Annotated in this window: 18 protein-coding genes; 7 read left to right on the top strand and 11 right to left on the bottom strand. The window is 43.5% G+C overall.

Annotated features, from left to right (window positions below; translation table 11 throughout):
- Window positions 1-107 precede the first annotated feature (107 nt).
- Window positions 108-1,295, top strand: a complete 1,188-nt coding sequence (locus tag BLS59_RS16715) for a hypothetical protein (protein ID WP_091150662.1) — start codon at window positions 108-110, stop codon at window positions 1,293-1,295.
- A gap of 17 nt (window positions 1,296-1,312) precedes the next feature.
- On the opposite strand, the gene BLS59_RS16710 is transcribed toward BLS59_RS16715, so the two are convergent.
- The 3 genes from BLS59_RS16710 to BLS59_RS16700 all read right to left on the bottom strand — a co-directional run bounded on the left by BLS59_RS16710 (window position 1,313) and on the right by BLS59_RS16700 (window position 7,216).
- Complete coding sequence (locus BLS59_RS16710) at window positions 1,313-3,700, bottom strand: family 20 glycosylhydrolase (protein WP_091150660.1); 2,388 nt, start codon at window positions 3,698-3,700, stop codon at window positions 1,313-1,315.
- A 144-nt stretch (window positions 3,701-3,844) separates the two neighbouring features.
- The gene (locus BLS59_RS16705) at window positions 3,845-6,292 is read right to left on the bottom strand and encodes a glutaminase family protein (protein ID WP_091150658.1); all 2,448 of its coding nucleotides are present in this window, start codon (window positions 6,290-6,292) and stop codon (window positions 3,845-3,847) included.
- A gap of 180 nt (window positions 6,293-6,472) precedes the next feature.
- Window positions 6,473-7,216: an SDR family oxidoreductase gene (locus BLS59_RS16700; protein ID WP_091150656.1), complete on the bottom strand. Its 744-nt coding sequence runs from the start codon at window positions 7,214-7,216 to the stop codon at window positions 6,473-6,475.
- Window positions 7,217-7,400: 184 nt separating this feature from the next.
- Between BLS59_RS16700 and BLS59_RS16695 the strand changes: the two genes are divergently transcribed.
- The gene (locus tag BLS59_RS16695; protein WP_091150654.1) at window positions 7,401-7,694 is read left to right on the top strand and encodes a putative quinol monooxygenase; all 294 of its coding nucleotides are present in this window, start codon (window positions 7,401-7,403) and stop codon (window positions 7,692-7,694) included.
- 323 nt (window positions 7,695-8,017) lie between these two features.
- On the opposite strand, the gene BLS59_RS16690 is transcribed toward BLS59_RS16695, so the two are convergent.
- A complete protein-coding gene (locus tag BLS59_RS16690) occupies window positions 8,018-9,460 on the bottom strand; it encodes an aminotransferase-like domain-containing protein (protein ID WP_162842658.1) in 1,443 nt (480 codons plus the stop codon).
- A gap of 93 nt (window positions 9,461-9,553) precedes the next feature.
- Here BLS59_RS16690 and BLS59_RS16685 point away from each other — a divergent pair, with 93 nt between their 5' ends.
- Together BLS59_RS16685 and BLS59_RS16680 are read left to right on the top strand one after the other, a co-directional pair.
- Window positions 9,554-10,012: a GNAT family N-acetyltransferase gene (locus BLS59_RS16685; protein ID WP_091150652.1), complete on the top strand. Its 459-nt coding sequence runs from the start codon at window positions 9,554-9,556 to the stop codon at window positions 10,010-10,012.
- Between the two features lie 21 nt (window positions 10,013-10,033).
- On the top strand, window positions 10,034-11,233 hold the full coding sequence (locus BLS59_RS16680; protein ID WP_091150649.1) for an aminotransferase class V-fold PLP-dependent enzyme: 1,200 nt from the start codon (window positions 10,034-10,036) through the stop codon (window positions 11,231-11,233).
- Window positions 11,234-11,254: 21 nt separating this feature from the next.
- On the opposite strand, the gene BLS59_RS16675 is transcribed toward BLS59_RS16680, so the two are convergent.
- Complete coding sequence (locus BLS59_RS16675) at window positions 11,255-12,433, bottom strand: pepsin/retropepsin-like aspartic protease family protein (RefSeq protein WP_091150647.1); 1,179 nt, start codon at window positions 12,431-12,433, stop codon at window positions 11,255-11,257.
- Window positions 12,434-12,622: 189 nt separating this feature from the next.
- Between BLS59_RS16675 and BLS59_RS16670 the strand changes: the two genes are divergently transcribed.
- Together BLS59_RS16670 and BLS59_RS16665 are read left to right on the top strand one after the other, a co-directional pair.
- Window positions 12,623-13,288 (top strand): FadR/GntR family transcriptional regulator, encoded by a 666-nt coding sequence (locus tag BLS59_RS16670; protein WP_091150645.1) that lies wholly within the window; start codon window positions 12,623-12,625, stop codon window positions 13,286-13,288.
- Between the two features lie 48 nt (window positions 13,289-13,336).
- Entirely contained in the window at window positions 13,337-14,572 is a 1,236-nt protein-coding gene (locus BLS59_RS16665) for an MFS transporter (RefSeq protein ID WP_091150644.1), read from the top strand.
- Between the two features lie 165 nt (window positions 14,573-14,737).
- On the opposite strand, the gene BLS59_RS16660 is transcribed toward BLS59_RS16665, so the two are convergent.
- The 5 genes from BLS59_RS16660 to porV form a co-directional block, all read right to left on the bottom strand.
- Window positions 14,738-16,510 carry an alpha-L-fucosidase gene (locus BLS59_RS16660; protein WP_240315255.1) on the bottom strand — a complete coding sequence of 591 codons (1,773 nt, stop codon included), beginning with the start codon at window positions 16,508-16,510 and terminating at the stop codon, window positions 14,738-14,740.
- 107 nt (window positions 16,511-16,617) lie between these two features.
- Window positions 16,618-18,189, bottom strand: coding sequence for a CotH kinase family protein (locus BLS59_RS16655; RefSeq protein WP_091150642.1), 1,572 nt, complete (start codon window positions 18,187-18,189; stop codon window positions 16,618-16,620).
- 79 nt (window positions 18,190-18,268) lie between these two features.
- Complete coding sequence (locus BLS59_RS16650) at window positions 18,269-19,042, bottom strand: HAD-IIA family hydrolase (protein WP_091150640.1); 774 nt, start codon at window positions 19,040-19,042, stop codon at window positions 18,269-18,271.
- A 98-nt stretch (window positions 19,043-19,140) separates the two neighbouring features.
- Window positions 19,141-19,623: a 2-C-methyl-D-erythritol 2,4-cyclodiphosphate synthase gene (gene ispF / locus BLS59_RS16645; RefSeq protein WP_091150639.1), complete on the bottom strand. Its 483-nt coding sequence runs from the start codon at window positions 19,621-19,623 to the stop codon at window positions 19,141-19,143.
- Entirely contained in the window at window positions 19,624-20,805 is a 1,182-nt protein-coding gene (gene porV / locus BLS59_RS16640; RefSeq protein ID WP_091150637.1) for a type IX secretion system outer membrane channel protein PorV, read from the bottom strand.
- A 237-nt stretch (window positions 20,806-21,042) separates the two neighbouring features.
- Here porV and BLS59_RS16635 point away from each other — a divergent pair, with 237 nt between their 5' ends.
- On the top strand, window positions 21,043-22,716 hold the full coding sequence (locus BLS59_RS16635) for an SUMF1/EgtB/PvdO family nonheme iron enzyme (RefSeq protein ID WP_091150635.1): 1,674 nt from the start codon (window positions 21,043-21,045) through the stop codon (window positions 22,714-22,716).
- 506 nt (window positions 22,717-23,222) lie between these two features.
- Here BLS59_RS16635 and BLS59_RS16630 read toward each other — a convergent pair.
- Entirely contained in the window at window positions 23,223-24,662 is a 1,440-nt protein-coding gene (locus tag BLS59_RS16630; RefSeq protein WP_091150633.1) for a RagB/SusD family nutrient uptake outer membrane protein, read from the bottom strand.
- Between the last annotated feature and the right edge of the window lie 12 nt (window positions 24,663-24,674).

The raw sequence follows: 24,674 nt of genomic DNA, 5'->3' as shown, positions 1-24,674 counted from the left end.
CAACCTTTACCGTCCTGCTTTTAATCGGCAGCCTCGTCTTTACTTGTTTTGTAGAATAATTGAATGTAATTTTAAGGGCATTACAATGCGTAATTAATTTATTCCCTATGAAATACTTTCTCCTTGTTATCTCATTTTTATGTGTTCAATCTGCTTTTGGGCAATCAAAACTGCCGGTTATTAAGGCTACCGCCCAAAAAGCTTCTATTAATGATGGAGGTAACTTTGAGAAAAACAGCTGGACGCTTGAACCCCAAACCAAATTGGATGTTTTTACTGCCGATAGGACCAGGGAAACCAAATGGGTTACTTTTTATACCGATATAGATTCGATAAGGGTTAAAGTGAAACCGGGAACAAAATTCAACTTTGTGGTATTGCTAAACGGTAAGGACTCCTGCTACACGCAAATTGCCAGCGCTATCCCTCCCGAAAGCAAATTAAAAAGCAGCAGCGTTAAGGCAGATACCATTCCCTTTACCCTTACCGCATATAACGCCATTAAAATAGTAGCTGTAATTAATAATACCGACACGCTAAACCTTCACTTTGATGTCAGCTCCTTCGATTTTCATTTAACGCGGGATGCAGTATTAAAGAAGACAAAACTATTGGCCAATCAACCCGATGCTTTGGCCGGTAAAGTAAAACCGAATTTTAGGAATTTGAGCAAGGTATTTAAGCTGCAAATTGGTAACCTGATATTTGATAACCCCGAAATTTTAACCAGTAACATAACAGCGCATGAAATGGACGGCCGCATTGGCTTTAACGTATTTGAAGGCAAACAGGTTGAAATTAATTACGACAGCAATCTTTTAATTATTCACTCAAAAATGCCAGGCAAATTAAATGGCTATGTTAAATCAAAAATGGAATTTACCCATTCTTTTGCCTTTGTTAAGGGCAGTTTTGAAATAGCCAACAAAATATACACCGGCAATTTTTCAATGGATACCGGATCTGAGCAGGCCCTTATTTTAGATAGCGGCTGGGTAGCAAAACAAGCCTTTCCTACCAATCTAAAACTGATCAAATCATTAATAATTCATGACCCAACGGGCGCAAAATATGAAATCAGAAGTGTGCTATCACCACTTTTCAAGATCAATGGTTTCGACCTTCCCAATGTCCCTACACTTCTTTTAAGCGGCAAAAACCCAATGGGTTTTGAAATGAATTACCTGGGCAATGATCTTTTAAAGCGGTTTAATATGATCCTCGATTTTAAAAACGATTACCTATACCTGAAACCAAATAAGCTAACCAACGTAAAATACCGGGAGAACTCTTAAAGGCCGGAATTTTGTATTTATTTATTGCCGTCAATTTCCTGATCAGCCAGTGCCTTGCTCCATATTTGCAGGCCGCGTATTTTGCCATGGAAACCGCCAACTTTATTTAGCGGAAAAACCAGGGTTTCTACCTTACGGGTTTTTGTTTTTTCCTTATCCGTAAACTGGATCCAATTGTCGTACAGTTTCTTTTGCAGTTTGCCATTTACATACAGGCTTGTTCCCTTGCTGGTACCAGAAATTACAATATGCGTCCATATATTTTCTGGAATGGTGTAGTCAAAATCCAGATCATAACCATCCCTGGAGAAACCTAATTTACCGGTACTCGCCTGTTTTAGTTTCACAACTGCGTTGGATGATTTGAAGATGGCTGCATCTGCCGCGTTATCTGCTGCAGCATTTATCCAAAAAGAAACAGTATAATCATAACCTATCTCCTTATAAGGCAAGGTTGCAAAACTACCCTTCCCAGAAAATGACAAGGATGCACCCTCACCCGTAGTATAATGAGCGTTATGCAATTGTACACGCTTATCCGCTTTATTAAGGTTAAACGATATCGTCGCATTTGTATCCCTGCTGATCTTACCCCGGATGTTTACCGATGGCCCCTCGCCTGTTTGCTTACTTGCAGTATTGAAATCCTCAAATGATGTGATGGACTGCCTGCCGGCCCACATTTTTTGTGATAACACCTGCATAGCAGGGAATACGCGATCATGTACATCTTTTTCGCTTATGCCGTTGCCAACCACATCATTCCATTCGGCAAAGGAACCGCCGATAATGGTTGGGTCACCGGGCTGAAAGTTTACATCGCCAATAATAGATGGCGTCCAGTTGTCATATAGATTTTTGAGGTCGAGGTAATCGTAATAATAACCGGCAGCAGGTACAATGTACAGCCAGCCATCGGGCGTGCTTATTTGGTTGTAGCCCAGTTTTTTCATTTCGATGGGATTTGCATAGCCATTGTACCAGGTATTCAGGGTTACATTTTTAACTGCTACCGGAGTTTTACCCGCCGCGTGGGTTAACGCGCCCCAAGCCCTTACATTTTTGCCAAAACCCTGCACATATTTAATAAAATGATCGGTAAAAGCGCGGAAAGCTTCCGCCTCCGGTTTGGCATATTCATCGGTGCCTATGTGTACCTCGTTGCCTGTAAATACAGGGTGCTTGCCACCCAGATACTCTTTAAATACATTTTCAATTACTTTATAAGTTAACGGATTGTGCAGATCGAGGTGATCCATACCGTATTGCTTGCTACCAATTTCCGGGACCACCTTTGTAAACGCCAGCGCATGAGCAGGCACATCAATCTCGGGGATAACACGTACGGCATAATCCGTTGCCAATTGCTGCAGCGCAATAAATTCTTGTTTGGTATACGAGCCATCTTTAGCGGTAAGACCCGGATAGGTGGAACTTTGCAACCTAAAGGCCGAATAGGTACTATCCCATTTATTACCGAAGTATTTCCTGAATCCGTTATCATTCAGGTGGATTTGAAAATCATTCATCTTATAGTACGACATGAATTTCACATAATCCCTCAAAAACGCCAGACTAAAAAACTTACGGCCATCATCCAGCACAAATCCGCGTACTTTAAATTCGGGATAATCACGGGCTATGCCTTTGGGGATGGTGGTTTTGTTCTCCAGCAATTGCAGCAAGGTACGCGTACCCCAAAACAATCCCTGGTATTTAATGGCACTGATGCTGATATAGTCATCGGCCTTAAAATAGTAACCCTCTTCGCCAATACTTTTATCTGCCTCGTTTAGCGTTAAAAAAACATCTCCTTTTTTAGGCCTGCCGACTGCTACAGCTAAATCAAAGCCTGTTTGTTCTTTTATCTCCCGTTTTAAAATGGCTGCTATTTTTTGCAGGGCCACTTTGTTGGCTTTGCCGATAACGATGCGGGCACCCGGCTTCAATATATAATTACCTGTATTGCCATGCCATTCGCGCAATGCGGGGATAACAAAGGGCTGCGCATTATCGCCTTTATCCGCAAACTTTCCCGGGATAAGTACTTGTTTTGAAACATCGTACTTAACCGTATCTACCACGTTACTAACCAGCTGAAAATACAGGTTTACTTTTTGCGCCACCAGGGGATTTACAATATGCCCGCTGCTATCAACAACGGGTAAATGGTCGCTGCCATTAAACAGCAAATGGTAACCATCGGGGCTTGCCGGGAAAACGATCTGTTTATCGCCTGGCTGCACCGCCTTAATATCGGGCACCGACTGTACAATGGCGTTATTGCCCTGCGCAAAGGCGAAATTAGAGCATGCTGCTATCGCGATGGTAAGCGATACTATTCTTCGCCCTTGCGATAAAGAAACGCGGCGAATATGACGGGTAATAAAACTGGTTAGGTCCATACAGTAAATATATTACCCAAGGCTATTACTTACAGCCTTGAACATTACACAAACGTTTGCTTATGCTCAATATAGCTATAAAACACAAAACCCTCCCTTGCCAATAAAGCAGGGAGGGTTTTACACACATTTAAAGCAGGACCTTTATTTTTTCAATTTGGTTTCCAGCATTTTTATAAAATAACCGCCTACAACGCTGCGGGCCGTAAAGTTCATACGGCGGGCATTGGTTGTACGGTGCCAGTCGGTTAACGGCGACCTGTCTGGCGTTTCAACGGCAAACTTGTACATTGGGTCGGTAAGGGCTTTGAAATCCTTCTGATTATCGGCCAGAGTTGCGGTCCACATTACCCAGTCAGATTTTGTGTACGTTTCCCTGCTATCCAAAGGAAGCCCGTATTCGTTTTGTTTGGTAAGGTAAAAGTTGATCTCCTTTTTGTAAACTTCCTTAGGGAACAGGTTTAAATCGAGCACTTTGTCCCAAACCATATTATATTTTTGGCTCCAGGTGTTTTTGTTGTTGAAGGTAAGCGCATAATGATCGCCTGCATCGGCAATTTTCATCCAGCGTTTTGCCATATCCTTTGAGGTAGACAGGTACTTTTTAGCAACGGCTTTTTCGCCCAGCATATCGGCCAGCATTCCGTAGCTGCCCAGGGCCTCAATGGCTTTTACAGATAAGTTTGAATTCCTGGCTAAGTGCCCCGCAAAATCGTCAGACGATAATTGATTGGCAGGGTCGAAACCATCCTTCGCCAAATACTCTACCCAGGTTGTAAGGGTTTGCCAGTGTGCTTTTGCATAGCTGGCATTGCCTTCGGCTTTGGCTATCGCGGCAGCTAAAATGATCATATTGCCCGATTCCTCTACCGGCATATCTTCACCGTAGGTTTGTCCGTTGGCAATAGGGTAAGTTCCCAAATCATGGGCCGAGTAAGGTTTGGTCCATTTACCGCTTTCGCTGTAGTAAAAAATACTGTTCATCATCCCCTTTAACAGATCGGGGTTATAAATAAGGAACAGCGGTGCCGATGGATAGATCAGATCGACCGTATTGATAGATCCATTACTAAAGTTTTCTTTAGACATGAACAGCATTTTGCCCTCAGGACTTTTCAACAGCTTGTGGGCCGAGATAGCCTGGCGATAAGCAATTATGCAAAGTTTAGCATAGTTGTCGCCGCCGCTTTTAACACCATCGTCATATAATTTTTTGTCGAAAGCCTCGCATTTCTGCATCACGTCGGCGTATTGCTGTGAGGCAAGGGACAATTGATTTTCAATAGTTTCGGTGCCATTAGTGTTCCACCATGGGCGCAGGTTATCATGAAAGTACTGAACCGAAAACAGATCATCGTACCCTATCATCACATATTGCTCAACTACGTTTTTACCTACCGTACCAACCGGAATAACGGTATTCAGCATCAGCTTTCTGCCGTATAGCTCAGTTTGCCCGGCGGCATTACCATCAACCAGTGATTTAAGCGCGTTTAATTCGGTGCTCACATTTTGGATAGCCTTTGTTTGTTGCGGAACGGCCACATACATATAACCCCAGTCTATCCTTACGTTATCGCCAGATCTTTTCAGAATGGGCTGCTCCATGGTTCCGGCCTTTACAATTTCAAGACCGTTACGTGTGTAGGCAACTCCTTTTACCGGCTGGTAAGTATTATGCACCGCAATATTGGTTGAAGCGCCAAAGTATAGTTTTACCTGATGATCTGCCCCGTCATTGGAGTTGATCTTAGCCGAAATATAAGATACCGGCCTTGCTAAAAGATCAAGGTTATCCAGCAGCAAAGGCGACGTAAATGTTAGCTTAAGATCCGTTGCGCCGCAGGTAAACTCATATATGGTTTGGGTGGCGTTAAATTGAAGGCTTTTTTGTTTTGCCGCCTGTATGTTGGCAATGTCTTTATTATCGGGTTCTTCTACCAAACCAACATCAAGCCATTGGCCGCCGGTTACGTTAACGATGTGTACGGCCAGCGTATTTTCGCCCTGTTGTAAAAGCGACTTGCTGATGGGTACATAGATAAAATTATCCGTCCAGCCCACTTTGCTGTAGGCCAATTTGCCGTTAAGGTAAACCTCAACGTTTTCATCGTGGTTTATCTTCAGGTATAAATTATTTGAGCTCAGCTTTTCTATGTTAAAAGCTCTGCGGGCCCAAAGCTCTTTGCTTTTCCAGGTTGTTTTGGTATCGCCTTTATCAAAGCCAAATGGGGCTTCGCCTGTTTTCCAGGTGTTGTCATTAAACCTGGCAGCTTCCCAGCCATCGGCCGGTTTGTCTTGCGTGTATTTGGCGGTGTAGTTGCTTTCGTCTGATGCGGGCAAAACAGTGTTGTACACCTTTTCTGTTTTTCCTAAAAAGCTGTACAGCTTGCCATCTACGCTGATGATGCCGTTTAATGATTGGCTGGCACCCGTCCAATGTTTGGTTGTGGAGGCGTTAAGCGTATCATTATCAGACCAGATACTAAAATACGGATCATGTGTAACAAGCGGGTATGCAGGCGCTTGCCGGTTTTGCGCGCTTACAACAGATGTGTAAAGCAGCGCAGCAATAAGGAGTATTCTTCTCATAAAGAATTGGTAATTGATTTTGTTTACACCGTAAAACTATAATTTTATTTGTCACCATGACAATTCTTTATGCTAATTCAATGGAATGAAATGCCAATATCCTAAATAAAAAGAATCCCAAACACTATGCGCTATTAGTGTTCAGGATTCTCCTTTTAGTATACTTTAGCCAACGAATAATTAAACCAATACAGTTCCGCCATCAATCATAATATTTTGGCCGGTGCCAAATTGCTGTTTCATGAGGTACACAAATGCAAGCGCTACATCCTCGGCCTGGCCTATGCGTTTAAGCAGCAGGGCATCTTCCATAGTTTTATAAAAATTATTCCTGTCGATATCATTCATGCTATCCCAAAGGCCGGTTTGGATAACGCCCGGTACTACGCTGTTCACCCTGATGGGCGCAAGTTCAACGGCCATAGCCCTAACTAAACCTTCAATAGCACCACATATACTGCTGGCCAAAGCCCAGCCGCTGCCGGGGCGCGTACCCGCCGTACCGCTGGTTAATGAAATGGAGCCCCCGGCACTAATTAATGGCGACGCGTATTTAATGGCAGTAAGCGCACCCCAGTAACGCAGGTTGAAAAATTTAAGTGCCTGCTCAATATCGGTTTCGGCAATAATGTTGAGTGTGAGATTTTCGCCGGCGGTGTATACGAGGTGATCAAATGTGCCCAGTGTGCTAAAAAAGTTTTTGATATTATCCTCGCTGCTTAAATTTATGGCGTAACCTTCGCTGTTAGCCGGCAATTCGGTGAGTGCATTATCAATTTTTTGTTGATTACCCGATACAATAACTACCTGCGCACCCTCGGCGGCGGCGGCCTGTGCGGTGGCCAAACCAATTCCGGCGCTTGCACCCAATAGTACAACGCGTTTATTTTTTAATGAATAAGATGCCTTTACTTTATTTTCCATGATGTTTGTTTTTATTATACCACAAAGGTCATGGGTTTAAGGCCCCATCCACTTAACAAATGGTAAAAACGAAAATGAGGGTGTGGATTATTTGATCATTCGGCATAAATAAATTTTACTTTTATTCTGTAAGGTTAGCACCGCACCACCGACTAATTCCGTATATCCTTTAAAAAACACTACCATGGTTAAATTAGCATTACTGGCAACCTTAGAGGCCAAACCGGGAAAAGAGCAGGAATTAGCAGATTTCCTTAAAAGCGCATTGCCTTTGGCCCTGGCCGAAGAACAGACAATCAGCTGGTACGCGCTGCAGTTCGGCCCATCGTCGTTTGGTATTTTTGATACGTTTGAGGCAGAGAGCGGTCGTGCCGCGCACCTGAGCGGACCAATAGCCAATGCCCTTATGGCAAAGGCACCGGAATTATTATCGGCAGATCCGGTGATAAAAATGGTAGACCTTATAGCCGTAAAATAAATTTTATTAAACATAACTTTCATCCTGTGCTGCATCCATATAGCATGGGATGGTTTTGTATTGCCTTTTTCGTAGAAGCTGTCTAAATTTGATTTAAACTATTTGAGTATGCTATAAAATTCATTGCCGTTGACTTTAGTCAACGGAATAATGAGTAGAAAACGAGGGCTTTAGCCCAAATGTCGCTTGGATAATTGGGCTAAAGCCCGTAATAATGCCTTTTATTACCGTTGACTAAAGTCAACGGCAATGAATAACTTTCGTTTTTAGACCCGTTTCTTAGTAATCAAAACAATGGAAACAGGCCAAGTATTCAGGAAGAATTAAATACTATCGGCTATTAGTTTGCCCAGCGTTTTAATACCCTCCTCTATCACGCTATCATAAGTAATACCAAAACTGATGCGGATAAAATTGCTGAACCGGGCATCGGTACTAAAAATTTGCCCGGGTGCTATGCTGATGTTTTGTGCCATAGCCGACTGGTAAAGCTCAAAAGCATTAATTTTTTCATGAAGCTGTATCCATAAAGCATAACCACCCTGGGGCTGACTTATTTTAGTACCCGGCGGAAAGTAGGTGGCAATTGCCTGGCTATACCGCAGACATTGGGTAAATAGCGCTTTACGCAGTTTGCGCATATGCAGGTCGTACCGGCCGGTTTCAAAAAAATGGGCTATTGCCGCTTGCGTTGGCGTGGCCGAACTGATGGTATGCATCATTTTAATATTGATAACCTGCGCCTTAAAGCGCCCCGGAATGCACCACCCCACCCTATACCCCGGCGCCAGCGATTTGGAAACCGATGCGCATAGCATCACCCAACCTTCGGTATCAAAACTCTGGCAGGTGCGTGGCCGGCTTTTTCCAAAATAAATTTCGCCGTAAATATCATCTTCTATCAGGGGGATCTGTTTACCGGCAAGCAGGGTAACCAGCTGCTGTTTTCGTGCGTCGGGCATGCAGCTGCCAACCGGATTGCTAAAGTTTGATACAAAAAGGCAGGCTTTAATGTCAACCTTGGTAATGGCTTGTTCAAGGTATTCAATATCTACGCCGGTAACAGGGTCAACCGGTATTTCAAGTACGTTGAGGCCCATGCTTTGCATTATTTCAAAAATGGCAAAATAAGTAGGGCTTTCAATAGCCACCGTATCGCCAGAATTGGTAACGGCTCTCAAACAAAACACCAGTGCTTCCATGCAGCCCTGCGTAGTTACCACATCCTCTTCGGTAATGCGCCCGCCCCAGTTAAACGCCAGTTTGGCTACCTGCTTGCGCAGTTCGGTATTCCCCTGTAATTTTTCGTAATTAACATTGCCGGTAGGGCTTTTGCGCATGGCTTCCAGCATTGATTTATTAAGCTTGGCCACCGGTATTAAATTTATAGATGGCGACGAGCGCGACAAGCGTAAAACATCTTCCTCGGCCATGTTGTGGTAAACCATAGCTATCATTTCGGCAACGCTGGCCTGCGCAATTTTTTCAGGCGGATGCTTATGCTCAGGTTGTTTTGTAAAACGGGCCGGTAAAAATTTAACGTAATAGCCAGATTTGGGCCGGGCCTCTATGAGCCCCATATTCTCCAGTTCCACGTAGGCCTTATAAGCTGTACTTATGCTGATGCCCTGTTCATGACTTAGCGCACGTACGGAGGGCAGCTTGTCGCCGGGTTTTAAAAGGTTTTGTTGTATCTGCTGCGCTATGCGCGATGCAATTTGGGCATACAAAAAATCAGCTTCGGCGGTGTGCATTACGTTTTCCATGCAAAAATCTGTTATGGTCAAAAATAACAATTGTGCATCTGTTTTGCCATATAAATATGCTTTTACTTTGCTTTTAATAAAACGCACAGAGAAATGGAACTGCAATTAATTGATTACCAGCCCGAGTATCAGCCCTATTTTGAAAATTTAAACAAGGCCTGGCTCGAAGAATATTTTACCGTAGAACCCTTTGATAAATGGATGCTGGAGCACCCGGAAGAAGCTATCCTGAAAAATGGCGGCAAGATTTTATTTGTCACATCAAACCAAAACATTATTGGCACTGTAGGCCTGCGTTATATGGAAGATGGTGTTTATGAAATGACGAAGATGGCCGTTGATAAAACTTATCATGGCGGTGGTGCCGGTCAGTTTTTATGCCAGTCGGCCATTGACAAGGCCCGCGAAATGGGGATGCAGAAGCTGGTTCTTTTTTCAAACCGGGTACTTAAAAATGCCATACACATTTATCATAAACTGGGCTTTACCGAAATTCCGGTTGAAACCGGCACTTACAAACGTGCAGATATTATGATGGAAATAGTTTTTTAATTAAACCACTTAACACCAACCATGACACCCACCCCATTTACCGAACAGGAAATACAACAACTACGTGCCGAAACCCGCGGAACAAGCCAGGTTACCCATTTTAATAATGCCGGCGCATCGCTGCCCACTAACGTGGTGGTTGAAACCATGGTAAATTACCTGCAGGAAGAAGCCACCTTTGGCGGATACGAAACCGAGCTTAAATATAAAACCGAGTTGGACAATACCTATGACCTGATTGCCCGCTTAATTAACGCCGATACTGACGAGGTAGCCATTGTTGAAAACGCAAGCGCAGGCTGGGGACTGGCATTTAACGGCATAACATTTAACAAAGGTGACGTAATTATTACCTGCGAAATGGAGTACGTTTCCAACCTCATAGGTTTTTTAAACGTGCAGAAAACCTACGGTGTGGAGCTAAAGGTGATTCCCAATGATGAGCATGGTAATTTCCCTTTACAGGCTTTGGAAGCAGCTATTTCACCACAAACTAAACTCATTGCGGTTACGCAAACGGCTTCGTCAGCGGGTGGCATGATCCCGGTGGTGGCCATTGGCAAAATAGCGCGCAAACACAATATATTATACCTGGTTGATGCCTGCCAGTCCATTGGGCAAATACCTGTTGACGTACGTGAAATTGATTGCGATATGCTGGCCGTTACCGGTCGCAAATACCTGCGTGCACCAAGGGGCACGGGCTTTTTATATGTAAGAAAAGCTGTTCAGGATAAATTAAAACTGTTGCTGTTAGATGGCTTTTGCACGCAATGGATCACCGAAAGCGATTTTAAAATGCGCGATGATGCCCGCCGGTTTGAGCTGCATGAAAAAAACCGTGCACTAACCCTTGGCTTATCCAAAGCAGTAGAATATGCACTAAACTTAGGGGTCGACAGGATCTGGCAGCGCATCCAGTTACTATCGGCATCCATGCGCAGGAAATTAGCGGCCATTGATGGTATAACCGTACACGATACCGGCAGCCAGCAATGTGGCATTGTCACCTTTTCGGTAGCAGGGATAGAAAGTACACATGTAAAAACCGAACTGGCCACGCAGCACATCAATGTATCGGTAGGTTTGGCAAAATCAACCCTTATTTATATGAACAAGCACAGCCTCAACACAATCGTACGAGCATCGGTACATTATTATAATACCGATGAAGAGATTGAAATTTTGTGTAAGGCACTAACAACTATTGCTGCTGAATAACGGCAGCAATAGTATTTTCTCTTACTTCAAAAACTCCTTCTGCATTTCCACCTTGCGCAATTCGCCGGTGGCCGATTTTACGGTTACGGTGGCTTTTTCTTTGCCTTGCAGTATGGCCTTTTTATTTATGAGATAGCAAAGGTCAACGCTTGTGAACGGGGTGCCGTCGATATCAATAATCTGCTCACCAAGCTTTACCAGTTTTTGGCCCTTTTCCCACACCACACCAACGGTAAGCTGATTACCGGCGAACCCTGGTTGAAAAGGCCATTGCTTTTCATTCAGGTCAAGCGACTGCGTGGTGGCATCAAAATAAAATTTACTATTTATGAAATCCAAGGTCACTATCCCGTAATCCAGCAGTTTTGCGCCAATGCCGGGGATATTATTTTTTGAGGTAGCCACTATCACATTTTTAAACTTCACATCGCCCACATTAAAAACCGGGAAGGTTAACATGTATTTTTCATTATTCTTCTCCAACCCCGATGTACCTACCTGGCTGGCGCCGTATCCTTTGGCCAGCAGCTTAAAAACATTTGATTTTTTAAGTCCAGTCATATAATATTCAGGGATTCGCAGAAAGCCGTTATCCCCGGTATCAAAACCCAGTGTCATATCCGAGTTATTGCCCAAAATAACTTTTATTTTAGGATCGCTTTGTATGGTATCTAAAATTAGCGGGATGCTTTGCTTACCGGCAAGTGAAAGTTTGTCCGGCTGGTCTGTTAAAATGATAACGTGTTTTTTACTGTCGATCTGTACAATGGAGGTGCGCAATAAATTACTGCCAATACTGCCCACAACGCCCCAGCATTTATAAAAATCGGGCAGGTAGCCGGGGGCCTGTATATCTTTAAATTCAACATTACCCAATGTAAGGCCTGGTACCCGCAAAATCGAAACCGCGCTGCTTGCCTCATTAACATCGGTAACTTGTCCTGCCTGTACAGGTATGGCATCGGCAATGGTTATAAATTCTTTGCCTATTAAAACAGGAGCGCCGGTATCAAACAAAAACCGGTAAGCCTTGCCCTTTACCGTTACGTTTATGATCATTTTACCATTGATATCCTCGTAGGGAATTTCCTGGTAATAATTTTTTGCCGTGGTACCACCCTTATCATTAGATAAAGGCTGCTGGGCAAAACAATGTACGGAGGCGATAGAAACAAAAAGCAGTAACAAGACGCGTTTCATAGGGTAGATTTTGTGTCAACAAGATACTTTATTAAATATTCATTAAAAATACTCCATGATGATTTAACTGTATTTAACATTTCAGCTATTTAGGGCACGTCAATAAGAATCGTCATGCGGTACTACTATTTTTATATTTTCTTGGATCGAATTAAATAATGCTTTACTTTTGATTCATCAGATGATACGATGAATAATACAATTATTAAAAAATCACTTGCCGATGAGGTTGCTTCCAGGATAATGGAGCAGATCTCTTTAGGCCATTATAAGGCAGATGAAAAGCTGCCGATTGAGCCAGAGTTGATGAAAAGTTTCGGCGTGGGCCGTTCGACCATTAGGGAAGCTATCAAAAGCCTGGCCAACTCGGGCTTGCTGCGTGTACAACAAGGCGTGGGCACATTTGTAGAACAGGCAAGCCAAAACCGCGAGCCTATGGAACAGCGTATGAAGCGGGCCCGTATACAGGATCTTGATGAAGTGAGGCAATTGCTGGAACTCAAAATTGCCGAAAAAGCGGCCGCAAACCGCACAGAGAAGGACATTGTAACTATTAAAAGTTACTTAACTGCCCGGAAACAGGCCGCCCTTGATGGCTTGATAAATGAATGTATAGATGCAGATATTAATTTCCACATAGCTATAGCCGAGGCATCCAAAAATGAGATTCTGGTCGATTTATATAAGGCTACCGCCGTACATTTAAAAAAATGGTTCCTGAGTATTTATCCTGATACGGAAATTTTTATTAAAACCTATTCCCTGCACAAGCAGTTGTTAAAATGTATCATCGAAAAAGACCCTAAAAAAGCCTGGAATACTTCTGTCGAGATCATAGGCCATGGGCACCAATAATTTTTTATCCAAATTCATCAGATGATCTGATATATAATTATAATACGCATGAAAAAAACAATTTCCACAGCTACCCTTATTGCCGATCCCGCGCAATTTGCACAACAAACCGTGTTCTCGATCCTGTTTACCATCAGCTTTTCGCACCTGATAAATGATATGCTGCAGGCAGTTATCCCATCCATCTACCCTATTTTAAAAACCAAATACAATTTATCCTTTTCGCAAATAGGTCTTATCACTTTTACTTATCAGATCACGGCATCGCTGCTGCAACCATTTGTAGGTTTTTATACCGATAAAAAGCCGCGCCCCTATTCATTGGTTGTGGGCATGGGCTTTACATTGTTAGGTTTACTGGCGGCATCATTGGCTAATAGCTTTTACCATTTACTGCTTTCTGTAAGTTTAATAGGTATTGGCTCCTCCATATTTCACCCAGAATCGTCGAGGGTGGCTCATTTGGCATCGGGTGGTAAAAAAGGGCTGGCACAATCCATTTTTCAGTTGGGCGGCAATGCAGGCAGTGCTATTGGTCCACTGTTGGCTGCCTTTATTGTGGTGCCGCACGGGCAATTTTATGTGATATGGTTTTGCCTGGTGGCATTTGTTGGCATGATGGTATTGCTCACCATATCAAAATGGTACCGCGAACGTTTAAACCTGAACGCACGCATCAAAAAATCGGCAAGCGGCGAGCAGGCGCATCATTTCTCTAAACGCAGGGTACTGTTTTCATTGGGGATATTACTGGTGCTTATCTTCTCCAAATATTTTTACCTATCCAGCATAACCAGCTATTATACATTTTTCCTTATCGGTAAATTCCATTTAACGGTACAGCAATCGCAGTTATACCTGTTTGCGTTTTTGGGTGCTGTTGCACTGGGCACCCTCATAGGCGGTCCACTTGGCGATCGCTTTGGCCGCAAATACGTAATCTGGATCTCTATTTTAGGGGTAGCCCCATTTACCCTCCTGCTGCCTTACGCCTCCCTTTTTTGGACAGGTGCTTTATCCGTAATTATAGGCCTTATCCTGTCATCGGCCTTTAGCGCCATACTGGTTTATGCCACCGAACTGGTACCGGGAAAAGTAGGCTTAATTGCCGGCTTATTTTTTGGCCTGGCATTTGGCATGGGCGGCTTAGGATCGGCATTATTAGGTAAACTGGCCGATATGACCAGCATTACCTATGTATTTAAGATCTGCGCGTTTTTACCGTTGATAGGGATACTCACAGGTTTTCTGCCTAATATAGAGGGTACTAAGAAACATGTTTGATGAATGTAGAGACGCAATATTTTGCGTCTCCCACTATGCAGGTCTGGGAAATGCATGGTGGATTTGCATACGGGAGACGCAAAATATTTCGTCTCTACGTTAAACCAAAAAAGGGGTTACCGTTTACGGCAACCCCTTTTTTGGCTTTACAAAATACTATTCAGATTATGGCTTCAATACTATTTTACGCACGTTCACGGGGTTCCAGTCCGCTTCTTCGCCGGTTAGGGATATGGTTGTCAGGCCGGTTTTTGAAAGGGTGATGGTACCCAATTCTACCTTTTTATAATTGCCATAATCGCCGGTGCTGGTAACTTCCTTTTTAATAGTTTCGTTTCCTGAGCTAAGCGCTATTTTGGTAGATGGACCGGCCATAGCCACCCATGTTTCTACCGTATAAGTACCCGGTTTATTAACCATTATTTTCCATGATGCAGATGATGTTGGATCTGTCCAGAAACCAAGGTTTTGGTTGTTGCCACCCTCAGCACTCATAGAGTGACTGCCCTTTTTGGCATGAAGATCGGCAAGTTCGGGGTGTAAAACTATAGAGCCATCAGCTTCCGGGTTCTGCACAAACTCTTTTATCTGCGGCTTACCTTTTATGGTTAATTTAATTACTGTCGAAGTTTCATCAAGTGCCGCCGTTGGTACATTTACAAACAGCTGATCATTTGCTTTGCCGGTGGTTAGGGCTTTACCATTAGCCAAAAACTTTGCCGATAAAATTGTATTATCCAAACCCGGGATCAGCAACTTGCCATCGGTTGGCCAGGTATAAACCTGCAGGTAAAGTGTGGTATTGCCGTTAGCTTCGGCCTTTTCGGTAGCCCTACCCCAGGGCAGGTATTTAAACGGACTTGCCGTGGTACCATAAATAGATTCGCTGTTTACATCCATCCATTTACCAATCTCGGCTAAACGCTCAACAATAGGCGCAGGGAATTTCCCCGTAGGCTCGGGACCAACGTTCAGCAGGTAGTTACCACCTTTTGATGCGGTTTCAATTAAATTACGGATAAGGGATTTGCCCGATTTCCAATCATGGTCGTTAGTTTTAAAACCCCAGGTGTTGTTCATGGTCATGCAGGTTTCCCACAAACCTTTTATACCCGTAGCCGGGATGTATTGCTCGGGTGTAAACAGGTCGCCTTTATCGTCGCCACCCAATCTGTCGTTAGTGATAATGTTGGGCTGTAAGGCAACCACCGGTAAAAATTTGGCAGCACGTTCTTTGGTCATATCGGTAGGTACATCCCACCATAGCTCGGCTACATCGCCATAGTTTGTTAAAATTTCACGCACCTGCGGAATAGCCACCTTATCTATATAATCATCAAAACTGCCATCCTGTGCCTTATCCCAATGTCCATCGGCAGCTGCACCGCCTTTATTATTCCAGTCGTTTGCCTGCGAATAATAAAAGCCAAGCTTCATGCCTTGTTTACGGCAGGCTTCGGCAAGCGGCTTAATAAGGTCTTTGCCGTATGGAGTGGCCTTAACCACATTCCAGTCACTTGCTTTGGAATCGAATAACGCAAAACCATCATGATGTTTAGTGGTAATTACAATATATTTCATACCGGCGGCCTTAGCCATTTTTACCCATTGCTCGGGGTTATATTCGGTAGGGTTAAACTTTTTAGCATAGTCCTTATAGGTAGCAACCGGAATTTTTGCATCATGCATCAACCATTCGCCAAGGCCAGGATATTCTTTACCATCATAAACTCCGGCCGGGATAGTGTAAACGCCCCAATGAATAAACATGCCAAAACGGGCCTTTTCCCACCACGCAGTACGGGAGGTTTCCACAACGGCATGTACCCGTGATTTGGTTGCTACAGAATCCTTTAAACTACCCGCCTGCGCTGTACCCGCACACGCCGTAGTTAATAAGCCTAACATAAATGCCTGGGCTAAATATTTTTTGTTCATGCTTTCTTTTGGTTTATGATGATTTTAACCAAAGATAGCCGAACAGCAAATTAATTACTTAGCAATTTTGTTAAATCATTCAGCGATTTTGGCATTCGGGTAACGCGCTACTGATAATCATTGCTGTTAAACTTACCATCCAGCCAGTTTATTCGGTTGGTTAAATAGTCTTTAACATATTTTACTTCGCCGGGGTAAGTGCCTGCAATATGATATTCCAGGTACACTTTTACCGAGAGGATATCCCAGCGTTCGAAATTCCTTTTTTGCGATACGGCCAATTTTTTTGCCAACTGATCTGTTATACCGGGAAAGGTGGTGATGTAGGGCTTAAGCTCATTCCAACGATTGCGGATCTTTTGCCTGAAACCCGGATCCTGCATTAGACGGTTTATCCACTGTTTGGGATCATGCGCGTTAGTGTACATGAGCAGGTTCACGGCATCGCCTAAGCGGTCGTCGTTATTGGCGGCGATATCAAAATCCCAAACCGGACCTGTATAGATCTTGTCGTCGTTCTTTTTCTTATACATATAGGTACTCCAAAAAGTATCTGAATTACCCATCACCTCGCTTACTATATAGTAGTTCACGTATGAATCTACATCAAAATATTTGCGGTAACCGTTAACCGGGTCGGTAAAATTGCCGGCGAAAAGAGCATCCTCAAATTTTTGAAAATGTTGCTGTATATAATCTTTTTGTTGTTGGTTAATATCACCATCATCGGGATATTTAACAGTAACCGGCATATTGTTATTGGTATAAAAATGCACCGGCTCGCCATCGGCAAAGCCATCTATCTCTACCATATATCCGCCAGAGATATCGGGCAAAGTATTGGCCCCTTTTGCCTGATCCTCTACATTAACCTGGTTTTTACCCTGGTTAATTTGTTCGGTAAGCTGGTAGTTGCCCACGTAGTCGCCATTTAAAATAACATCAACAAAACGCGAACTTGTGGTATATACCAAACCCGAATGTCTGCTCAATTCAAATGCAAGCTCATTGCGAATGAGCGATTTATCGGCATAGTTGGCCAGCAGCACCCAGTTTTTACTTTCAGACATGCCCAGTATCGATGCCTTTTTATCAAGCTTAATTTTATACGGCTTTTTGGCCATAGTCCAGGTTGAGTTACCGCGACCTTTTATTTGCGTAGTACCATTATACAAAACAGTTCCCGCAACATCGCCTATAATTTTAAGCGAGCCGGCAACATAATTATCCTTACTATTAATAGCTATGTTATTGGTGTTGATATACACCACCGGCAAGCCCGAATCTGTAAACTTAACCACATAATTTTTTGTGGAATTATCTTCGGCAGTTACCGTGTAAACAACTGGCTTATAAAAACTGCGTGCGGTAACATTACTCACCTGTGCGGTATCATTCACGGTAATTTTGCTGCCTTTAAACGTAAACGTGGGCGTAAGCGCGCTTAAATCGGTACCGGCTACGGTGCTTATAAACACAGTATCGCCAATCATAACGGCGTCGCCGGTCATTTTTAATGTAGGATTTTTGCCTGCGGGGAAGCTGAAAGCGGTAAGTGTTTTGGTAGCATCCTTAGGTACAGGAGGTACTTCGGGAATAATTTCTGCTTTTTTTTTGCAAGAGGTAAACAGGGCCGCAGTAATTGTTACAGCCAAAGTAAAACGATAAAGTTTAAGCATTAAGGAGGTTATAAATGGTTAGCCCAATATATAAACAAAAAACTGCTTTTACTTAATGATCAGAAATTTCAGGTGCAGCCTACCACCACTTTAAAGGAAGATCGATTTGGTTAACCGAGCTTACTATTAGATCGGGCTTAAAGGCGTAATGACCAAGATGTTCTTTTTGGGCTATACCCGATAACACCAGGATAGTTTTATAGCCCATTTGTACGCCGCCTTGTATATCGGTTTCCATGGTATCGCCAATAACCGTGGTTTCGGCAGTTTCTAATCCTAAATATTTACGGGCCGAACGCATCATCACGGGGCTTGGTTTACCGGTAACAAATGCCCTGCGACCTGTAGCTTCTTCAATCATGGCGGTGGTTGCGGCAATGCCCAGGTTGTTCCAGCCGGGTTTCTTGGGCGATGGGTCGCGGTTGGTGGTGATGAATTTTGCACCGGCCAATATCATATCTACGGCGCGCTGCACCATCTCTAAAGTAAAATTGCGCCCTTCGCCAAGCACTACAAATTCAGGGTCCGAATCTACCAGGGTGATCCCATTCTCGTGCAAGCTGGTTAACAAACCACCCTCGCCTAAAACATAGGCGGTGCCGTTTGAACCCTGGTCGCCCAGGAATTTACCGGTTGCCATAGCACTGGTATATACATGATCTTCTGTAACCTGAATACCCATGCGGTTTAGTTTGCGCACGGTTTCCAGCCGGGTGCGCTGGCTGTTATTGGTCATGAAAGTGAACGGTATATTTTCTTCAAGCAGGCGATTGATAAATTTATCGGCGCCCTCTATTAAAGTTTCGCCGCTGTAAATAACACCGTCCATATCAATCAAAAATCCGTGTTTCATAAGTGTAGTCTGGTTAGGGATAAAGCGGTGTATTTACCGCTTAAAGTTTTCAAAGATATAAAAAACGTAAGCTGATGCAATTATAATAGACTACCGGATTAATCCCTTTCTATCAAACAAACGGCATAAGCCACCACGCCTTCTTCGCGGCCGATGAAGCCAAGTTGTTCATTGGTAGTTGCCTTTATGGAGATATCTTCTTCGCTGATGGAAGCGGCCTGTGCAATGTGGATTTTCATGGCCGGGATATGCGGATTTATTTTTGGTGCCTCAAGGCATACCATCGCATCAATATTGCCAATGGTAAAACCTTTTTCTTTTAGCAGCACTACTACGTGCTGCAATAATACCAGGCTGCTTATGCCTTTCCACCTATCATCGGTATTGGAAAAATGGAAACCAATATCGCGCAGATTGGCAGCGCCGAGCAGGGCATCGCAAATGGCGTGCAGTAATACGTCAGCATCTGAGTGGCCGAATGCGCCCGAATGATGCTCGAGGTTTACACCTCCTAAAACAAATGGATGTTGTGACCTTAACTGGTGTACATCGAACCCAAAACCTACCTTAATTTTACCCATTTACCGTTTATTCACATTTGAAGTACCACCAAAGCTTGCCGATAAACTAAATCGAAGCGTATTAGCTAAAGCACTGTTTTGCTGACTGGCTGCCAGGTACGAGAAGTCGAAATCAAAAATATCATACTTAACACCAAAACCCAGGGTAAGGTAATGCCTGTCGCCTTTGTTGGGATTTTCGTAAAAATAGCCAGCTCTTAATGCAAACTGCTGGTTGTACCAGTACTCAACACCCGGCGAAAAGCTCAGCTCTTTCAGCTCTTCGCTAAAGCCGCCCGGTGCATCACCAAATGATTGAAAGATACCCGCCGGAACCGATACGTTATCATTTTTCCCTTTAATAATATTGCCATCTGCATCACGCAGCGGCGGAGTTGGTACCAGGAGTTTGTTTACATCAAAAGTAAGGGTAAACTGGTTATTTTCATCGGGGTTCCAGGTGTTGGCAACGCCCAGCTTGAGGTTGGCAGGTAAAAAATACTTAGTGCCGTTATCGCTGTAGCTTATTTTTGTGCCGATGTTTGATATATGCCCGCCAAAAGTAAACAGGCTGTTATCGCCATAAGGGGCTTTATAATACATGGATACATCGGCAGCTAAAGCATTACCCGGTTTACTTACCTGGCCAGATCCCGTGGCAAACGATACACTTGAAATACTGGAGTGAATGTAACGCATAGTTAAGCCCAGGGAAAAGTTATCGCCAAATTTACGTGCAAACGAAGCATCTAATGAAAACTCATTGGGGGTGTAGGTTCCCTGGTCGTTAATGTTATCATCCGTTAACTGAATAGAGCCATAGTTAAAATAACGCAGCGATGCGCCAATGGTATTACGATCATCTATTTTGTGCGCATAACTTAAGTACGACAGGCTGATATCTGGCACCAGATGCCTCAACCATGGGCTGTATGAAAGCGAAACCGCATCGTTACTTTCCAAAAAAGCAAGTGCTGATGGATTCCAGAAGTTTGCATTTACGCTGGGCGAAAGCGCCACACCGGCCTCGCCCATAGCGCCAGAGCGCGAATCAGGTGCGATGTTTAAAAATGGCACCTGAATTGGTATAGCGTTGGTTGTACTACCGTTAGGGGTTGTACCCGTAGGGGTTTGCGCGGCACTTACCAATGGCAATAAAAGCAAAGCGGTATAGGCAATACTTCGGAATGTAAAAAACTTCATTGGGGTAATTTAGCTTTATAATTTTAATTGATAAATATACGCTTATAATTTGCTTTGGATTTTCAAGGAACAATTTTATCAATGTCAAATCAAAAAATGCAAATCGGTGCAACTAAATTCATCAAAATTTCGTTCAAATGATTAATAATTGTTTGTTTTATTTTGAAGAATGGCTTATGAGCATTAGCATTATATCCATTTTTTTCTAAATTTACGTCTTAATATAACTGTAAAAATATGAAAATACTTTTTACTAAATCTGCTTTAATACTGTTGGCTGTAGCCGCCGTAGCAAGCAGCTGCAGTAAGCCCCAGCAATCGCAAAAAACCGGGATCACTTATAATAACAAAAATAATGGCGGTTATGAGCGTTTCAGGCAAACACATCCTTCGCCGGGCCCAGGTTTGGTTCCTATCGAAGGCGGTACTTTTGTAATGGGCGGCAGCGCAGACCAGGATGTTACTTTTGACTATAATAACGTACGCCGCAGGGTAACCGTACCATCTTTTTATATGGATGAAACAGAAGTATCTAACCAGGATTGGCTTGATTACCTGCACTGGATAAGCATTACCTTTCCGGATGACCGCGAACTATATTACAATGCCCTGCCAGATACTTTGGTTTGGCGTAAACCATTATCCTATAACGACCCTTACGTTGATAACTACCTGCGTCACCCTGCTTTTCAGGATTACCCGGTAGTTGGTGTAACCTGGGATCAGGCACAGGAGTACTGCTCATGGCGTACCGACCGTACCAACGAAAATATTTTACGTGAAACCGGCAGAATGGTTGCCTGGAAAGATGTAGGCGGCGGTGGCAAAAAAGGAGCACCTGTTGCAGCAACTACTTCTCAACCCTTTAACACTGATATTTATTTGAACGGCCAGATGAAAGGTGCCGGCGTTGATGGTAAAAAAATGATGCCAAACCTTAGTCCTAATGCCCAGGCCGGTACCGGCAAAGGTGGTAAGGCAGTAAGGCCTGTACGTATGGAAGATGGTATTTTGAAACAAGGATACCGTTTACCATCTGAAGCCGAGTGGGAATATGCTGCACTGGCATTGGCAGGTAATACGCAGTTTGAGAATATCGACGACGGTAAAATGTACCCCTGGAATGGCTTAGGCGTACGATCTGCAAAAAGTAAAACCCGTGGCTTAATATTAGCCAACTTTAAACGCGGTAGCGGAGATAACGCCGGTGTGGGTGGCTACCTGAATGATAAGGCAGATATTACCGCCCCGGTACGTGCCTATGCACCAAATGATTTTGGTTTGTATAACATGGCAGGTAACGTTAATGAATGGGTACAGGATACATATCGCCAAACTTCATTTGAAGAGGTTGAAGATTTTAACCCTTTCCGCGGTAACGAGTATACCAACAAGCGCATTGACGATGCTTCAAAAGGGCAATATGCGAAGGATAAATATGGCAAACCGATTAAAGATCCGGCCAAATCAAATAAAAAGTTAAAGTACAGCGAGCTTTTGGCGCTTCAGGGTCAGGTACCTGCAGATCCAAACGCACCTGCTAACGCAACTGCCAACGGTGTACCGGGTACAACCACACCAGCAGGCACAGTTCCGGCAGGCCCATTGTCGCCAAAAAACTCTGGTAAAGCTTACTCTCCCGATTTCAGGGGTGAAAAAGATAGTGTTAATACCGCACTTTACGGCACCACAACATTGGTTAATGACCATTCTAAGGTTTACAAAGGCGGTTCATGGAACGATATGGCTTACTGGTTAAACCCAGCAACCCGCCGCTTTATGGATCAGGATGAATCAAGCGCCGAAGTTGGTTTCCGCTGCGCGATGACCCTTGTTGGCGCACCAGAAATTTACCCTGTAGGCAAGCCACACTACTCTATTAAAAAAGCAAAAGCATATAAAGCTAAATAATAGCTATTTTATTCAATAACAAAACAGGCCGTTCAAATGCTGAACGGCCTGTTTTGTTTATAGCTTTTTGCGATTAATATTATTGATAGGCCTCCCGGCAGATTAAGTTTTTATAAAAAAGCGGTCATTGTTATAGAACAAGCTTTGGTTAAAACCTTGACGAGAAATTGAAACTATTTCTTTAGCGGTGGTTAAAAAACATCTAAGGGCAACGGTGCACCGATAGCGTACCGTATAAGATTTCTCCTCGTGCCTCGTTCGAAATGACACTATTTTTCTTCCCAAGACCTATAATAAGGCAGAAACCGACTTTGCACTCCACATGGCCATCCTCAATAACCTGTGTACATACCTGGAAGAATAAAAACAGGCTTTGCTAACTAATGGTTGGCGGTTTAAAGTACAAACCTCCTAAACAAACTTTCATCTGTCTCCCTTAAAAAATAAAGGGGCTGCCCCGGAATATCCCGGGCAGCCCCTTTATTTTATGAACACACGGCGTTTGCCTATTGATAACCTTCGTTTTGGGTTAGGTTGGGGTTTGTATCACGCTCGCGTTTGGGTATCGGATATACCAGTTTTGGCGAATCCCAGTCAATAGTACCTGCAGGGTCGCCATTGCTATCATAAGCTGGGATTGACTCTTTATACCGCTTTAAATCAAACAACCTAAAGCCTTCAAATGCCAGCTCAACCCTGCGTTCGTGCTTAACAGCCTCAAACAGGTCTACTGCTGATGTTGCTGTTGTATTTTCCAATTTGGCGCGTTTACGTACAATGTTTATATCCGCTGCCGCACCCACAAGATCAGCAGCTCCTTTTTTGATTCTCGCTTCGGCCCTTATCAGGTAAATTTCGGCAAGGCGTATTAAAACAACGTTACCGTATTGGTTATTAAATTTTGAAGTTAATATATCACCCAGACCATCTTCATCATAAAACTCATTTAAACGGTCATCACCTGTTTCATACCTATCAAAATGCTGCTGATTGATATAGGTTTCACTTCTGCCACCAAAATCGGCGCTGGCAAAAATTTCATTAAGTGCATTAAATCCCGACTGGCTTGACATTTGGATTGCGAAAATATCTTCCGTAGTATTAAAAACGTGCGTAGCCTGACCGGGATATTGAAACTCATCGGCAAATAAATTCACCAAAGAGTAAATTATATTACCGTTATTTTTCGCATCTATAACTTTGGTAGCCTCTGTTTCTGCAAGGGTATAGTTTTCTTGCGTAAGATAAATCCTTGCCAGTATTGCCGATGCGGCCGAAGAACTTGCATAGGTGGATTTTGCTACCTCCAGATTAGCCTCTGCTGCCGTAAGGTCTGAAATAGCCTGTGCATATACCTGGGCAACAGTGCTACGGCTTGGCTTTTGTATGCCGGGTATTGTGGTTGTTGGTGTTAATACAATAGGTACGGCTGGGTTCGTAGTCGGCGAGCCATGATCATCATTCCAGGCACGGCCAAATGAGCGGGCCAGGTCAAAATAAGTCATCCCCCTTAAAAATTTAGCCTCGGCCTCAACCCTTACTCTTTTACCTTTAGCGGTATCTACTAAATCAAGATGCGCCAAAACAGTATTACACACCCCAATTGTATTAAAGCCTGCATTCCAAAGATCACTAATAAAGGCATTGGTTATGGTTGGCGCCTGGCTAGACAATTCCGTGTATTCAGAATAAGTACCATAAAAGGAAAAATCACCATCATTGGCCAAAAACTCGGTGGTAGCCTGTAGCCGACCACCATAAATGCCACGCAGTCCGGCAGCAGTATAAGCACCTATAAGTACACCCTCTACATCTTTTGAGTTTTTTATGGCCAAATCAGCCTCTACGTCACTCTCGGGCTTAATGTCCAGCTGTTTTTTACAGCTGGTATTGAATAGCACTATTAATGTACTTAATGCTATTATTGTATATTTAATTTTTTTCATTTTCCTTCAGCT

Origin of the sequence: Mucilaginibacter pineti, assembly GCF_900101875.1 — a bacterium.
GTDB classification, from domain to species: Bacteria; Bacteroidota; Bacteroidia; order Sphingobacteriales; family Sphingobacteriaceae; genus Mucilaginibacter; species Mucilaginibacter pineti.
This window is presented reverse-complemented; position numbering and strand designations above follow the sequence as displayed.

What these genes read in the sequence shown, in the direction of transcription:
- BLS59_RS16655 (WP_091150642.1), bottom strand. Translation starts at nt 18,189, where the DNA reads ATGCTTAAACTTTATCGTTTTACTTTGGCTGTAACAATTACTGCGGCC.
- BLS59_RS16695 (WP_091150654.1), top strand. Translation starts at nt 7,401, where the DNA reads ATGGTTAAATTAGCATTACTGGCAACCTTAGAGGCCAAACCGGGAAAA.
- BLS59_RS16680 (WP_091150649.1), top strand. Translation starts at nt 10,034, where the DNA reads ATGACACCCACCCCATTTACCGAACAGGAAATACAACAACTACGTGCC.
- BLS59_RS16715 (WP_091150662.1), top strand. Translation starts at nt 108, where the DNA reads ATGAAATACTTTCTCCTTGTTATCTCATTTTTATGTGTTCAATCTGCT.
- BLS59_RS16635 (WP_091150635.1), top strand. Translation starts at nt 21,043, where the DNA reads ATGAAAATACTTTTTACTAAATCTGCTTTAATACTGTTGGCTGTAGCC.
- BLS59_RS16705 (WP_091150658.1), bottom strand. Translation starts at nt 6,292, where the DNA reads ATGAGAAGAATACTCCTTATTGCTGCGCTGCTTTACACATCTGTTGTA.
- BLS59_RS16685 (WP_091150652.1), top strand. Translation starts at nt 9,554, where the DNA reads ATGGAACTGCAATTAATTGATTACCAGCCCGAGTATCAGCCCTATTTT.
- BLS59_RS16675 (WP_091150647.1), bottom strand. Translation starts at nt 12,433, where the DNA reads ATGAAACGCGTCTTGTTACTGCTTTTTGTTTCTATCGCCTCCGTACAT.
- BLS59_RS16650 (WP_091150640.1), bottom strand. Translation starts at nt 19,042, where the DNA reads ATGAAACACGGATTTTTGATTGATATGGACGGTGTTATTTACAGCGGC.
- BLS59_RS16710 (WP_091150660.1), bottom strand. Translation starts at nt 3,700, where the DNA reads ATGGACCTAACCAGTTTTATTACCCGTCATATTCGCCGCGTTTCTTTA.
- ispF (WP_091150639.1), bottom strand. Translation starts at nt 19,623, where the DNA reads ATGGGTAAAATTAAGGTAGGTTTTGGGTTCGATGTACACCAGTTAAGG.
- porV (WP_091150637.1), bottom strand. Translation starts at nt 20,805, where the DNA reads ATGAAGTTTTTTACATTCCGAAGTATTGCCTATACCGCTTTGCTTTTA.
- BLS59_RS16700 (WP_091150656.1), bottom strand. Translation starts at nt 7,216, where the DNA reads ATGGAAAATAAAGTAAAGGCATCTTATTCATTAAAAAATAAACGCGTT.
- BLS59_RS16630 (WP_091150633.1), bottom strand. Translation starts at nt 24,662, where the DNA reads ATGAAAAAAATTAAATATACAATAATAGCATTAAGTACATTAATAGTG.
- BLS59_RS16660 (WP_240315255.1), bottom strand. Translation starts at nt 16,510, where the DNA reads ATGAACAAAAAATATTTAGCCCAGGCATTTATGTTAGGCTTATTAACT.
- BLS59_RS16690 (WP_162842658.1), bottom strand. Translation starts at nt 9,460, where the DNA reads ATGGAAAACGTAATGCACACCGCCGAAGCTGATTTTTTGTATGCCCAA.
- BLS59_RS16670 (WP_091150645.1), top strand. Translation starts at nt 12,623, where the DNA reads ATGAATAATACAATTATTAAAAAATCACTTGCCGATGAGGTTGCTTCC.
- BLS59_RS16665 (WP_091150644.1), top strand. Translation starts at nt 13,337, where the DNA reads ATGAAAAAAACAATTTCCACAGCTACCCTTATTGCCGATCCCGCGCAA.